This window comes from Microbacterium sp. NPDC064978 (genome assembly GCF_044543605.1).
GTDB lineage: Bacteria > Actinomycetota > Actinomycetes > Actinomycetales > Microbacteriaceae > Microbacterium > Microbacterium meiriae.
The window spans coordinates 813,765-826,650 of record NZ_JBITWF010000001.1 but is presented as its reverse complement, the minus strand read 5'-3'; the positions used below and the strand labels follow the sequence as shown (position 1 = coordinate 826,650).

Sequence of the window (12,886 nt, the reverse complement as noted above, 5' to 3'; positions counted from 1 at the left end):
GCAAGGCGGGATGGTTGCGTGGCAAGCTCGGGTGGCCGGCGGGTGTGGAGACGTGCTCGGCGACGTCGTGTGTGCAGGCGTTCCAGGGCGGCTCGATCGGTTATCAGAAGGGGAAGGCGGCGGTTCCGCTGGTGGGCGTCGAGGCGGACGCGATCGATGTGGTGTTCGCGGCGCAGGGCGGCAGCTCGGGGGCGCTGGGTGCGCCGGTCGGGCAGTTGACGGTGGTGTCGGATCCGCAGGGCAATGGTCTCGTCCGTCAGTTCGCGAACGGGTGGATTCACGCGTCGGCGGCCGGGGCGTTCGTGACGTCGAACGCGTCGATGAAGGAGTACAGCGCGTCGGGGTGGCTGCGGGGGAAGCTGGGATGGCCCACGAGTGCGGAGTCCAAGGTGACGGATCCGAACGGCGACGGGGTCGCGCAGAGCTTCCGGGGTGGGTGGATCCACTCTTCTGCAAAGGGTGCGTTCGCGACCTCGACGCGGATGATGTCGGGATACAGCAAGGCCGGTTGGGTGAGGGGTTCACTCGGATGGCCGGTGAGCGCTGAGGTATGCACGGGCGCTTCGTGTACCCAGGCGTTCGCCGGGGGTGTCCTCTCGTTCACGGGCACCGCTGAGCCGACGAGTGCGGTGGGTGTCTCGGCCGCGGCCATCGCGAAGGTGCGCGCTGATCCGGCCAGCAGTCCGGTCGCGCTCGGCGGAGCTGTCGATCCCGTACCTTCGCTCGTGGCGGACCCGAACGGTGGCGGTATGGCGCAGAAGTTCTCCGGTGGGTGGGTTCATTCGTCGGTGGCGGGGACGTTCGCGTCGTCGAATACGATCATGACCGCGTACAGCAAGGCGGGATGGTTGCGTGGCAAGCTCGGGTGGCCGGCGGGTGTGGAGACGTGCTCGGCGACGTCGTGTGTGCAGGCGTTCCAGGGCGGCTCGATCAGCTATGTGAAAGGCAAGGCGGCGACGGTCGCCTATCGCTGAGGCGCGGCCGTCGCCGCGGGCAGTTCGCGGGGATCGGATAGACTCGAACGCATGAAGGTACTGCTCACAGGAGCTGACGGATTCATCGGATCGCACCTCGCGGAGCAGCTCGTCAGAGATGGTCACGACGTCCGAGCCCTGGTGCTGTACAACTCGTTCGACTCGCGCGGTTGGCTCGATGGCATCGCGGACGAGGTCGCCCAAGAGATCGAGTTCCTGCCTGGTGACGTCCGTGATCCTGCGCTGATGATGTCGGCGGTGAGTGACCGTGATGCGGTCCTGCACCTCGCCGCGCTCATCGCCATCCCCTACTCGTACGCGGCTCCTGACCTGTATGTGCAGACGAACATCCAGGGCACGCTCAACCTGCTCAATGCAGCGCGTGCCGCCGACGTGAGCCGCTTCATCCACACGTCGACCAGCGAGGTCTACGGCACCGCCCGGTACGTGCCGATGGATGAGGGGCACCCGCTGCAGGGGCAGTCGCCGTACTCCGCATCCAAAATCGCGGCGGACCAGATGGTGAACGCGTACCACTCGTCGTTCGGGCTCCCCGCGGTGACGATCCGCCCGTTCAACACCTTCGGGCCGCGGCAGTCCGCCCGCGCCGTGATCCCCACGATCATCAGCCAGCTCGCCGCCGGCAAGCGGGAGGTCCAGCTCGGGGCACTCACTCCGACCCGCGACTTCACCTATGTCCCGGACACGGTCGCCGGATTCACGACGGCGCTGACCAGCACCGCCGGCGTCGGAGAGGTGATCAACCTCGGTGTCGGCTTCGAGGTCTCCATCGGGCAGACGTTCGATCTCATCGCCGAGGTGATGGGCGTCGATGCTGTGGCCACCGAGGATCCCGCGCGGCTGCGCCCGGCGAACTCGGAGGTGGAGCGGCTTTTCTCCGACAACGCGAAGGCGCGCGAGATCCTGGGGTGGGCGCCCCGGTACGACGGTGTGGACGGCTTCCGCGAGGGCCTGCGCGCCACCGCCGAGTGGTTCACCGACCCGGGCAACCTGGCGCGCTACCGCACCGACGCGTACGTCGTATGATCACCCCCGCAGATTTCGTCCGCACGATCCGCCGCGTGGTGGGCGATGAGCCTTTCGTCGGCCTGCACGTCCCCGACATCACCGAGGTCGAGAAGGTACGGGTGCAGGAATGCCTCGACTCGACCTTCGTCTCGAGTGTCGGCGCTTTCGTGACCGAGTTCGAGCGGGGCATCGCCGAGTTCACCGGTGCCCGTCACGCGATCGCGGTGTCCAACGGAACGTCGGCTTTGCAGGTCGCGCTCGAACTGGTCGGAGTCGGCGCGGGCGACGACGTGATCGTCCCGACCCTGTCCTTCGTGGCCACCGCGAACGCGGTCTCGCATGCGGGCGCCCAGCCGTACTTCGTCGACAGCGATGAGATGTCCGCTGGGTTGTCTGTCGATGCCGTCTCGGACGTGCTCCGCTCCGCGCGATCCACGTCCGAGGGCCTGGTGAACGCCGTCACCGGACGACGCATCGCCGCCATCGTGCCGATGCACACGCTCGGCCACCCGATGCGCATCGTCGAGCTCGTCGCGCTCGCGACCGAGTACGGCGTTCCTGTGGTCGAGGATGCCGCCGAGTCGCTCGGCAGCCGGGTCGACGGCGTCCACACAGGCAGGTTCGGCCGGATGGGCATTCTCAGTTTCAACGGGAACAAGATCCTCACGACCGGTGGCGGCGGGATGATCCTCACCGACGACGACGAGCTCGCCCACAGGGCGCGCCACCTCACCACGACGGCGAAGCTGCCGCACCGCTGGGAGTTCGAGCACGACGAGGTCGCGTACAACTACCGGATGCCCAACCTCAACGCCGCCCTCGGCGTCGCGCAGCTCGAACGCCTGCCTCGCTTCCTCGCCGACAAACGCCGGCTGGCGGCTCGCTACCGCTCCGCCTTCGCCGACGTCGATGGCATCGAGTTCCTCGACGAGCCGGAGGGGACCGTGAGCAACTACTGGCTGTGCGCGGTTCGCGTGGACGGCGACATCGCGCGCCGCGATGAGTTCCTCGAGGCGACCAACGACGCCGGCCTGCAGTGCCGGCCGTTCTGGAATCTGCTGCACGCCCAGGCGCCCTATCGTCAGCTGCCCCACGCCCGGGTGCCCGTGGCTGAAGCCCTGCACGCGTCCGTCGTGTGCATTCCGAGTTCGCCGGCGCTGGCAGCGGCATGAGGACGATCGCCGTCGTCACCGGCACCCGTGCGGACTACGGGCTGCTGCGCGGATTGCTCCGGGCGATCGATGACGACCCGCAGCTCGACCTGCGGATCATCGTCACGGGCACTCATCTCACGGATTCCTTCGGGAGGACGGTGTCCGAGATCGAGCGGGACGGGTTCACCGTCGCCGCGGCGGTTCCGATCTGGTCGGGCGACGATAGCGCTCTCGCCGCCGCCGCGGACGTCGGCCGCGCCCTGCCCGAGTATGCGCGGGCGCTGGCGGATATCGGCCCCGACGTGGTCGTGGTGCTGGGGGATCGTCTGGAGGCCTACGCCGTCGCGACGGCCGCGACGATCCTCTCGGTTCCGGTCGCGCACATCCATGGCGGGGAGCTCACCGAGGGGGCGATGGACGACGCACTCCGCCACTCGATCACCAAGATGTCGTACCTGCACTTCACCTCGACACCTGAGCACCGCACGCGGGTCATCCAGCTGGGGGAGGACCCGCGACGGGTCTTCTTCTTCGGCGCGCCGATCGTCGACATCCTGGAGACCTTCGAGCCGATGCCGCGCCGTGACGTCGAGGAACGGTTCGGCATCCGGCTGCCCGAGCCGACGGCGCTCGTCACCTTCCATCCGGCGATCATGGACGTGGCACCGGCCGAGCACCTCGTCGAGGAGCTCCTCGACGGATTGCTCGCGGTGGACGAGCTCCACATCGTCATCACGGGGTCAAACTCGGACATCGGCACGGATGCGGTCCGGGAACGGATCGCGCGCTTCGTGTCCGAACACCCCGAGCGCGTCGACTATGTCGAATCGTTCGGACAGCGCGGCTATCTCAGCGCCATGAGGGCGGCTGCCGTCGTCGCGGGGAACTCGTCCAGCACCGTCTTGGAGGCGCCGGTCCTCGGGACCCCCTCTGTGCTGATCGGCGATCGCCAGAAGGGCCGACCGATCGCCGCGAGCGTGGAGGTGCCAGAGCCCACCGCCGCGGCGATCGCCGCCGCCATCCGCCGGCAGCTCGCCGCCCCGCCTCTCGCCGATCCGGAGAGTCCGTTCGGTCGGCCGGGCTTCGCCGCCCGCACGGCGGCGACGTTGCGAGACGCGGAGATCCCGCGCCCGCCGAAGAAGTCCTTCCACGATCTCGAACAGGGAGATGACCATGGCCGCTGATGTGTTCGTGATCGCAGAGGCGGGGGTGAACCACAACGGTTCGCTCGACGTCGCCAAGGAGCTCGTGGACCTCGCCGCTGACGCGGGGGCGGACGCGGTGAAGTTCCAGACCTTCTCCGCCGATGCGCTCGCGCTCGAGACGGCAGAGCTCGCGGACTATCAGCGGGTGTCCGACCAAGACGCGCGCAGCCAGCATGACCTCCTCCGCGGGCTGGAGCTGAGTCGTGAGGAGTTCCGAGCCCTGCGGACGCACTGTGACGAGCGCGGAATCCGGTTCCTGTCCACGGCCTTCGATCTCGACGGTCTCGACTTCCTCATCGACGAGCTCGGCATCCCTCTCGTGAAGATCGCGTCGGGTGATCTCACCTTCGCCCCGCTCCTGGTCAAAGCGGGCCGAAGCGGGCTGCCGGTGATCCTGTCCACGGGGATGGCCGATCTGGAGGAGATCGCCAGGGCGCTGCGCTTCCTCGCCGCGGGACTGGGGCAGCGTCAGGGTGTGCTTGAGCCCTCGGAGCGCCTCACCGAGAGCGCGCTCGCCAGGGCGTGGGAGGCACGGAACGAGCGCATCCGGTTCGACGAGCACGTGACGATCCTGCACTGCACGACTGAGTACCCGGCAGCGGACGAGCACCTGAACCTGAGAGCGATGCCGACCATCGCGAGCACGTTCGGGCACAGGGTCGGCTACTCCGATCATTCGCTCGGCTCGCTGGCCTCCGTGCTCGCCGTCGGGCTCGGCGCGACCGTCCTCGAGAAGCACTTCACATTCGACGTCGCCGCGGAGGGACCTGATCACGCGGCCTCGCTGGATCCCGACGGCCTGCGCGACTACGTCGCGGCGGTCCGCCGCGTGCCGGCGATGCTCGGATCGCCGGAGAAGCGGGCGCAGAGCGTCGAGGAGGGGAACCGCGCGGTCGTGCGGCGCAGTCTGGTGGCCGCGCGGGACATCCCCTCCGGCGCCGTGATCACGGAGCAGGACCTCGCGTGCTTCCGCCCCGCGACGGGTCGCACCTCCTTCGACTTCTGGGAAGTCGTCGGCGGCTTGGCGTCCCGGGCATACCGACGCGGTGAGCTCATCGATGAGTGAGCTGGTCCTGCTGGGCGGCGGGGGACACGCGAAGTCCGTGCTGGCGGCCGCACGCGCTCTGGGGCTCGGAGTGCGCGGGTATCTCGCGCCGGAGGCCGGAGATCTGGGCGAGGACTGTCCGTACCTCGGCGACGACGACCTGCTCTCGTCGCTCCGCGCGGATGACGTGCTCTTCGTCAACGGGCTGGGCTCGACAGCGTCGACGCGGGCCCGGCGCGCTCTGTATGAGCGGGCCGTCGCATACGGTTTGCGGGCGGCGCAGATCGTCCATCCTCGAGGTTTCGTCGACCCGGGGGCCCGCCTGGCGGCGGGGGTTCAGGTGCTCGCCGCGGCGCTCGTGAACAGCGGGGCCGTCATCGGGGAGAACGTGCTGATCAATTCCGGGGCGATCATCGAGCACGACGTCCTGGCGGACGCCCACGCGCACGTCTCTCCCGGTGCGGTGATCGCCGGCGGTGTCCGGATCGGCGAGGGCGCCCACGTCGGTCTCGGTGCCCGTGTCAGCCAGGGACTCACGCTGGGACCCGGGAGCGTCATCGGTGCCGGCGCCGTCGTGATCAGGGACGTCCCGGCGGGGGCTGTGGTCGCGGGCGTGCCGGCCAGGGTCATCGAATCCGAGAGAAGGGAACCGGCATGAGCTCGAACGCCGACCTGTCCGTGCACCCGGAGACGAGCATCCGCGACGCGCTCTCCCAACTCGACCGGAGCCGACGCCAGGTCGTCTTCGTCGAAGATGACGGAGGGCGACTGGTCGGAGCGGTGAGCGACGGCGACATCCGTCGTGGCCTCCTCGCCGGAGCATCGCTCGAGGACCGTGTCGACCGGGTGATGAACGCGAGCCCGGCCACGGTGCCTCCGACGGCGACTCAGGACGCCGTCGACGAGCTGAAGGCGAGACGCGGCATCCGCGTCGTCGCGGTGGTCGACGACGGGCGCATCGTCGACGTCGTCGGCGAGGGCGAGCGCATCGCCACGCCGCTTCCGACGTCCGTGGTACTCATGGCCGGCGGCCGGGGGCAGCGGCTCTACCCGATCACGAAGGACATCCCGAAGCCTCTCGTCCCCCTGGGCGACAGTCCGATGATCGACATCATCCTCGGCAGGCTCCGCAGTCAGGGGTTCCGCCGCGTGCACGTGTCCGTCAACCACCTCGGGCATCTCATCGAGGAGCATCTCGGCGACGGCAGCGCGCACGGGTTGGACGTCACGTACCTGCACGAGCCGATGCCGCTCGGCACAGCCGGCGCGATCGCCCAGCTGCGCGGCGAGATCACCTCGCCCTTCGTGGTGATGAACTCGGACCTGCTCACCGACGTCGATCTCCGGCGCATGCTCGGCTTCCATCGCGATGCGGGGGCGACCGCCACGATCGGAGCGCGCGAGTACGGCTTCGAGATCCCGTACGGCGTCATCCGCCGTGACGGCCACCGTGTCACCGGGCTCGCCGAGAAGCCGTATCACAGCGAGCTCGTCAGCGCCGGGATCTATGTTCTCGATCCGGACGCCCTGCAACTGCTCGAACAGGACGAGTACTGCGACATGCCGACGCTGTTGTCGCGCCTCATGGAGGTCGATCGTTCGGTCGCCGCCTATGAGATCCGCGAAGAGTGGATCGATGTGGGCAGACCGGAAGATCTCGAACGCGCCAGGGTGGCGTGGGAACGGAGAACCAGATGAGGATCTGCACGATCACCGTGCGCGCCGGTTCGAAGGGAGTCCCGGGGAAGAACCTCCGCATGGTCGCGGGGCGGCCGATGTTCGCTCATTCGGTGGCGCAAGCTGCGGCGACAGGACTCTTCGACGAGGTCGTCGTCTCCAGCGACTCGGAGGAGATCCTTGCTCTCGCCCCGCAGTACGGCGCGACGGGCGTCGTGCGCCGACCCCCGGAGATGGCTACCGACACGGCGGGCAAGGTCCCCGCCATCGCCCACGCCGTGCGCACCACGGAGCAGCGCACCGGTAGGACCTACGACGTGTGCGTGGACCTCGACGCGACCAGTCCGCTCCGCACCTTGGACGACATCCGCACGGCCGTGCGGATGTTCGAGGAATCGGAGGCCGCGTCACTGATCACGGGTGCGGAAGCGCGGCGCAATCCGTACTTCAACCTCGTCGAGGAGCAGCCGGACGGCACCGTCGCCGTGAGCAAGCAGCCCGACGACGCGGTGCTCCGGCGGCAGGACGCGCCGCGGTGCTTCGACATGAACGGCTCCATCTACGTGTGGAAGCGGCAGGCGCTGGTGAAGGACCAGGTCGTCTTCCTGCCGTCGACCATCCTGTACGAGATGCCCGCTGAACGTTCCGTCGACGTGGACAGCGAGTTCGACTTCCGCATCGTCGAGTGGCTGATGGAGCAACGGGAGGATCTGTGACCGCCGATTCGCGCAGCCTCGACGCGCGGACGTCCGATGCGGTACGCCGGTTGCTCGACCTCGAGGACGATGCCCCCGACGTAGTGCGGGAGACGCTGCCCGGAGCATCGGTGCCCTTCTGGGCCCAGGTCCGCATGCGGGTGGCCTGGGCGCTCTCCGCACAGCAGACCGGCAGTGTCGATGTGACACCCGGTACGTGGAACCGATGGAAGCAGGCCCGGCGCATCGCGAGGGCCCAGCTTCCGGACCGCTGGGATGCGCCGCGGCGCGCTCGACGCCACGATGTCTGCTTCTACGTCGGAGGCGGCACGCTGGCCGCCTCGGACGGCACAGCGCTGAACTGGCTCGTCGACGATTTCGCCGGGGCGGCCGGGGATGCGGTGGTGGTGCAGCAGCAACCTCTGCCGTCCCCTCTGGGACGGCCGTCGTTCCGTCCGACGCTGACCATGGATGCCGCGAACGCGCGGGTGACCATGCGGGTGCGCGGCGCGCATCCGTCCGATGCGGTAGGGCGGTCGATAGAGTCGCTGCTCGCCGATTTCGCCCGACGGCTGGGGCAAGAGCCCGGTGCGTTCGCGAAGATCGCGCAACGCGCGGTCCGGGATGAGAACTATCGCCGACCGCAGCTCGACGAACTTCGCCGCCTGATCGACAGGGTCCGTCCGCGCGTCGTCCTCTTCGACAACGGCTCGTACACGTATCACGGCGAATCGGTGGGATTGTTCAAAGACGCGGGCGCGTACGTCGCCGAGCCGCAACACGGCTGGATCGGCCCGTCCCACGCCGCATACAACTACGGGCGGTTGTTCCGGGAGCCTGCGCTCCGCCGAGCGCTGCCGGACGAGGTGCTGACGTTCGGCGATTTCTGGTCCGACTCGATCCGTCATCCCGGGCGGGTGACGGCGATCGGAAAGCCGCATCTCGAGCGGCAGGCCGCATCCGCGCCGGCGTCCCGACGCCCGCAGGTCCTCGTGGTCTCCTCTCGCACTGACCCTGAGCGGACCGATGCGCTCGTCATCGAGCTGCGGGGGCTGCTCGATGACAGCTGGTCGGTCGTCTTCCGTCCGCATCCGGGCGAGCGCTACGAGACCGGGGGGAGGTACCCGCGGCTCTCTGCGCACCCGGGAGTGACGGTTGACGAGCAACCGGACGTCTACGAATCGTTGAAGCAGACGACGGTGGTGGTCGGTGAGGCGAGCACGGTGCTGTTCGAGGCCCGGGCCTTCGGGTGCGAGGTGATCCCGCGGGACAGTGCGTTCGCGGCCGCAGTAATCGGCGATGCGTTCGGGGATCGGGTGCAGGACGCGCGACAGATCGCAGATCGCATCCGCAGCATTGCGGGGCATCGGATGGCGGCGAGGGTCGACGACAGCATCTGGGCAACGCACGCAGTCCAGAACTTCCGAGACTGGCTGGCCGCAAGGCTCGACTCGGAGGACAGTCCGCGTGCAGGAAGCTCCGAACCCGCCTGATCTAGAATGATGGAGTCGCGGCACAGGCCGCCGTGCGTCGAATGAGTGGACTGTGACTGAAACCCGAGATCTCTTCGCTGCCATCCCACGCACCGAGTTCGACACCCCCGGCACGAGCCACGGGCTGATCGATGTGGTGCGCTGGCGGTATCTGCTGAGCCTCCTCGTCCGTACCGGCGTGACGACCCGGTACCGCAACTCCGTGCTGGGCTGGGTGTGGTCGTATGTCCGCCCAGCGGCGCAGTTCCTGGTCTTCTGGGTCGTCCTCGGGATATTCATGAACCTGGACCGTGTCCCGAACTACGCCGTGTACCTCTTCTCTGGCATCGTCGTCATCAACCTCTTCTCCGAGGGGTTCAAGAACGCGACGGGGTCGATCGTCGGGAATGCGGCGCTGGTGCGGAAGGTGTTCCTGCCGAGGCAGCTCTTCGCGGTCTCGGCGGTGCTGGTGTCTTTCGTGCACTTTCTCCCTCAGGTCGGGCTCCTCCTGCTGGTGTGCGCGCTCATGGGCGGATTCGCGCACATGACGGTGCTCGGCGTGCTCGCGGCGATCGCCGGAATGCTCATCGTGATGGTCTTCGCGCTCGGCACCGGTCTCTTCTTCGGAGCAGTGAACGTCAGGTTCCGTGACGCGGAGAACATCGTCGAACTGCTTCTCCTGCTGGCGACGTGGGCGTCGCCAGTGCTCTATGCCTGGACCATGGTGTACGAGGCGGTGGTCGACAAGCTGGGCTGGCCGTCCTGGCTCGTCGAGGCCTACATGCTCAATCCGATCACCCAGGGCGTGGAACTCTTCCACTACGCGTTCTGGCGCCCCGCGAGTCAAGACCTCGTCCAGTCCGCCGGGTACGCCGGTGAGGCGCTGACCCCGATCCCGCCCGACCTCGGCATGAATACGCTGTGGACCGCGCTCATCGCCGTCGGCGCGCTGCTGCTCGGGCAGCTCGTGTTCCGACGCCTGGAAGGAAAGTTCGCACAGGACCTATGAGTGATACCGCGCTCCGTCCGAGCATCATCGTCGAGGGTGTTCGCAAGACGTTCACGCTGAACCATGCGTTCTCGCTGAAGGACACCGTGGTGTCCTGGATCCGGCGCCGGAAGCTGACGTCGACGTTCGAGGCTCTCCAGGGTGTCGACCTCGTTATCCAGGAAGGTGAGTCGGTCGCCATCCTCGGGATGAACGGCTCGGGGAAGTCGACACTGCTCAAGATGATTTCCGGCGTCATGGACCCGGACGCCGGTGAGGTGCTCACCCGAGGACGCGTGGCGGGGCTCATCGAGGTCGGGGCGGGCTTCCATCCCGAGCTCTCCGGCCGAGAGAACGTGTTCTTGAACGCTGCGATCCTCGGGATGAAGAAGCACCAGATAGAGGAGCGCTACGACGAGATCGTGGCGTTCAGTGAGATCGAGGAGTTCATCGATCAGGAGGTCAAGCATTATTCGTCAGGGATGTTCCTCCGCCTGGCGTTCGCCGTGGCGATCCACGTGGAATTGGACGTGCTCCTGATGGATGAGATCCTCTCGGTCGGCGATGTGCCGTTCCGGGAGAAGTGCCGACAGAAGTTCGAAGAGCTCGTGGCTGCAGGCAAGACCCTCGTCGTGGTGAGTCACGACATGGAGATGGTCCGCCAGCTGTGCACGCGGGGCGTGGTCATCAGCAAGGGCAGGGTCGTCTACGACGGCGAGCTCGAGGGCGCCATCGCGCTGGTGGACGCGTGAGCGCCGACTGGCTCGGGCAGATCCCGGCCTTTCTCGTCGCATGCGCGCTGCTGACCCTCCCCGGTCTTCCCTCCGCGTTGCTGCTTCGTCTCCGAGGCGTGACGGCTCTCGGAGGCGCGATCGTCCTGTCGTTGGCGAGCGTCGGTGCGGCCACGCTGTTGGCACCCGTCCTCGGTCTGCGCTGGTCGCTTTTGCCCGTGCTCATCGCGGCGGCAGCAATCATGGTGGTGGCCGCTGCGCTCTGGTTCGTCCGGCGATCGGCCGTCCAGCCGTTGGGTGGGGGTGCCGGCCGGAGTGTATGGCTGGGGGTCGGCGTCGGCGCGCTCGGCTGGATACTGATCTTGATCGTGGGCACGTCGGGTGCGGGACATCCGAGTCAGCTCTTCGACGGCCTGTTCCATCTCAACGCCGTCGAGTTCGTCATGGAGAACGGCGATGCATCGCCGTTCCACATGACCATGGTGATGCCGGGCGTCGCGAGCACGTTCTATCCGACCCTGTGGCATGCGCTGGTCTCTCTGGTCGTACCCTTCAGCTCTGGCATCGTCCCCGCGACGAACGTCATGACGATCGCCGCGATCGCCGTCGTGTGGCCGGTCGCCCTCGCCACGCTGACGAACGTTCTCTTCGCGCGCTATCGCGCCGCGGCGGCGTGGGCTCCGCTGGTCGCATTCGGCTTCAGCGTCTTCCCCCTCGGTTTCCTGAACTGGGGAGTGCTGTATCCCAACCTGATCGGGACGCTTCAGATCCCGCTGTTGCTCGCGTTCGTCGTCCTGGCCTGCCGTCCCGGCCTGACGTGGGGCCAGCGCACCGGTCTCGTCCTGACCGCCATCGCCGCGATGGGCGCGACCGCCCTCGGCCACCCTTCCGCGCTGCTCGGGGCGATCGCTCTGCTGGTGCCGTTCGCCGTCTGGGGCGCTTGGAGGGTGGCGAAGGCAGGGAGCACCCGTACGAGGGTGCTCGTCGTGATCGCGGTCGCCGTCGCAACGGTGGCACTGGTTGCCGTGTGGAGACTCGCCAACGTGACGACTCACGAATGGCTCCCGGGCTCGACCCTCGGCGCGGCCCTCGGCGAGGTCGCCTTCCTCAGCCCCGTCGGTCGGGCGACCGGTCTGCTCGTGGGACCGCTGGCATTCGTCGGGATCTGGACCGTCGCGAAGAGCCGTCGATGGTGGATCCTGGGGAGTTATGGGGTCGCGATCATCCTGTTCCTCGTGTCGACCTCGCTCTCGATTCTCGGGCTCCGAAGCGCGTTGGTGGGAATCTGGTACGACGACACGACTCGCGTGGCAGCGCTTCTCGGAGTGCTGGGCGTGCCGCTGGCAGCACTCGGGGCAGCCGTGGTCTGGAACTGGATCCGGACACAGTGGAAGCAGAGGCGCAGCGTGCGCGCTGTTGCGGTGGTCGTCCTGGGTGTGCTGCTCGCCGCCACACACCTGAGCGCGCTGGTCAACGATCTGCGGTACATGCGCAATGTGAGTTTCCGCTTCGACGCTCATTCGCAGGGGCTCTCCGCGGACGAGGCCGAGCTCTTCGCCGAAGCATCCTCTCTGCTCGGACCGGACGCTCTCGTGCTCGGTGATCCGCTCACCGGCGCGGCACTGCTCTATGCATACACAGGCCACGACGTCGTGTTCCCGCACGTCACCGGGCGATACGACGCCGACGCGTTGCTGCTGGCTCGATCGTTGAACACCGCCTCGACCGAGGTCTGTTCATCGATCGACCGCCTGGGGGTCACGCACGTGCTCGACTTCGGGGACAGGCAGCTCTATGAGAACCACTACGTCACGTACAACGGTCTGCACGACCTCGCCGGGTCCCCGATCCTGACCGAGGTCGCCAGCGTCGGCGACAGTGCTGCGCTCTATCAGGTCACCGGCTGCCCGTAGACC

12 protein-coding genes are annotated in these 12,886 nt (G+C 67.8%); all 12 read left to right on the top strand.

Going from position 1 to position 12,886, the window contains the following annotated elements:
* Window positions 1-974: LGFP repeat-containing protein (locus ACIGJI_RS04265; protein ID WP_396667009.1), on the top strand; the 974-nt coding region annotated here is incomplete at its 5' end.
* Between the two features lie 51 nt (window positions 975-1,025).
* The gene (locus ACIGJI_RS04260) at window positions 1,026-2,021 is read left to right on the top strand and encodes a GDP-mannose 4,6-dehydratase (RefSeq protein ID WP_187663690.1); all 996 of its coding nucleotides are present in this window, start codon (window positions 1,026-1,028) and stop codon (window positions 2,019-2,021) included.
* A complete protein-coding gene (locus tag ACIGJI_RS04255; RefSeq protein WP_187663691.1) occupies window positions 2,018-3,175 on the top strand; it encodes a LegC family aminotransferase in 1,158 nt (385 codons plus the stop codon). The genes ACIGJI_RS04260 and ACIGJI_RS04255 overlap by 4 nt, the downstream gene beginning before the upstream one ends.
* A complete protein-coding gene (gene neuC / locus ACIGJI_RS04250) occupies window positions 3,172-4,341 on the top strand; it encodes a UDP-N-acetylglucosamine 2-epimerase (protein WP_187663692.1) in 1,170 nt (389 codons plus the stop codon). Before ACIGJI_RS04255 ends, neuC begins: the two co-directional genes overlap by 4 nt.
* Window positions 4,331-5,428, top strand: coding sequence for an N-acetylneuraminate synthase (neuB, locus tag ACIGJI_RS04245; protein ID WP_363445891.1), 1,098 nt, complete (start codon window positions 4,331-4,333; stop codon window positions 5,426-5,428). The genes neuC and neuB overlap by 11 nt, the downstream gene beginning before the upstream one ends.
* On the top strand, window positions 5,421-6,065 hold the full coding sequence (locus ACIGJI_RS04240; protein WP_363445893.1) for an acetyltransferase: 645 nt from the start codon (window positions 5,421-5,423) through the stop codon (window positions 6,063-6,065). Before neuB ends, ACIGJI_RS04240 begins: the two co-directional genes overlap by 8 nt.
* Window positions 6,062-7,105, top strand: a complete 1,044-nt coding sequence (locus ACIGJI_RS04235; RefSeq protein WP_363445895.1) for a nucleotidyltransferase family protein — start codon at window positions 6,062-6,064, stop codon at window positions 7,103-7,105. The genes ACIGJI_RS04240 and ACIGJI_RS04235 overlap by 4 nt, the downstream gene beginning before the upstream one ends.
* The gene (locus ACIGJI_RS04230) at window positions 7,102-7,800 is read left to right on the top strand and encodes an acylneuraminate cytidylyltransferase family protein (RefSeq protein WP_363445897.1); all 699 of its coding nucleotides are present in this window, start codon (window positions 7,102-7,104) and stop codon (window positions 7,798-7,800) included. Before ACIGJI_RS04235 ends, ACIGJI_RS04230 begins: the two co-directional genes overlap by 4 nt.
* Window positions 7,797-9,272 carry a hypothetical protein gene (locus tag ACIGJI_RS04225; protein WP_363445898.1) on the top strand — a complete coding sequence of 492 codons (1,476 nt, stop codon included), beginning with the start codon at window positions 7,797-7,799 and terminating at the stop codon, window positions 9,270-9,272. Before ACIGJI_RS04230 ends, ACIGJI_RS04225 begins: the two co-directional genes overlap by 4 nt.
* A 52-nt stretch (window positions 9,273-9,324) precedes the next feature.
* Window positions 9,325-10,260, top strand: a complete 936-nt coding sequence (locus ACIGJI_RS04220) for an ABC transporter permease (RefSeq protein WP_232089212.1) — start codon at window positions 9,325-9,327, stop codon at window positions 10,258-10,260.
* Window positions 10,257-10,991, top strand: coding sequence for an ABC transporter ATP-binding protein (locus ACIGJI_RS04215; RefSeq protein WP_187663698.1), 735 nt, complete (start codon window positions 10,257-10,259; stop codon window positions 10,989-10,991). The genes ACIGJI_RS04220 and ACIGJI_RS04215 overlap by 4 nt, the downstream gene beginning before the upstream one ends.
* A complete protein-coding gene (locus ACIGJI_RS04210) occupies window positions 10,988-12,883 on the top strand; it encodes a DUF6541 family protein (protein ID WP_363445901.1) in 1,896 nt (631 codons plus the stop codon). Before ACIGJI_RS04215 ends, ACIGJI_RS04210 begins: the two co-directional genes overlap by 4 nt.
* Window positions 12,884-12,886: the final 3 nt, after the last annotated feature.

Excerpts from the sequence above, each read along its gene's own strand:
- ACIGJI_RS04255 (WP_187663691.1), top strand. The coding sequence starts at position 2,018 with ATGATCACCCCCGCAGATTTCGTCCGCACGATCCGCCGCGTGGTGGGC.
- ACIGJI_RS04235 (WP_363445895.1), top strand. The coding sequence starts at position 6,062 with ATGAGCTCGAACGCCGACCTGTCCGTGCACCCGGAGACGAGCATCCGC.
- ACIGJI_RS04260 (WP_187663690.1), top strand. The coding sequence starts at position 1,026 with ATGAAGGTACTGCTCACAGGAGCTGACGGATTCATCGGATCGCACCTC.
- neuB (WP_363445891.1), top strand. The coding sequence starts at position 4,331 with ATGGCCGCTGATGTGTTCGTGATCGCAGAGGCGGGGGTGAACCACAAC.
- ACIGJI_RS04240 (WP_363445893.1), top strand. The coding sequence starts at position 5,421 with ATGAGTGAGCTGGTCCTGCTGGGCGGCGGGGGACACGCGAAGTCCGTG.
- ACIGJI_RS04230 (WP_363445897.1), top strand. The coding sequence starts at position 7,102 with ATGAGGATCTGCACGATCACCGTGCGCGCCGGTTCGAAGGGAGTCCCG.
- ACIGJI_RS04215 (WP_187663698.1), top strand. The coding sequence starts at position 10,257 with ATGAGTGATACCGCGCTCCGTCCGAGCATCATCGTCGAGGGTGTTCGC.
- neuC (WP_187663692.1), top strand. The coding sequence starts at position 3,172 with ATGAGGACGATCGCCGTCGTCACCGGCACCCGTGCGGACTACGGGCTG.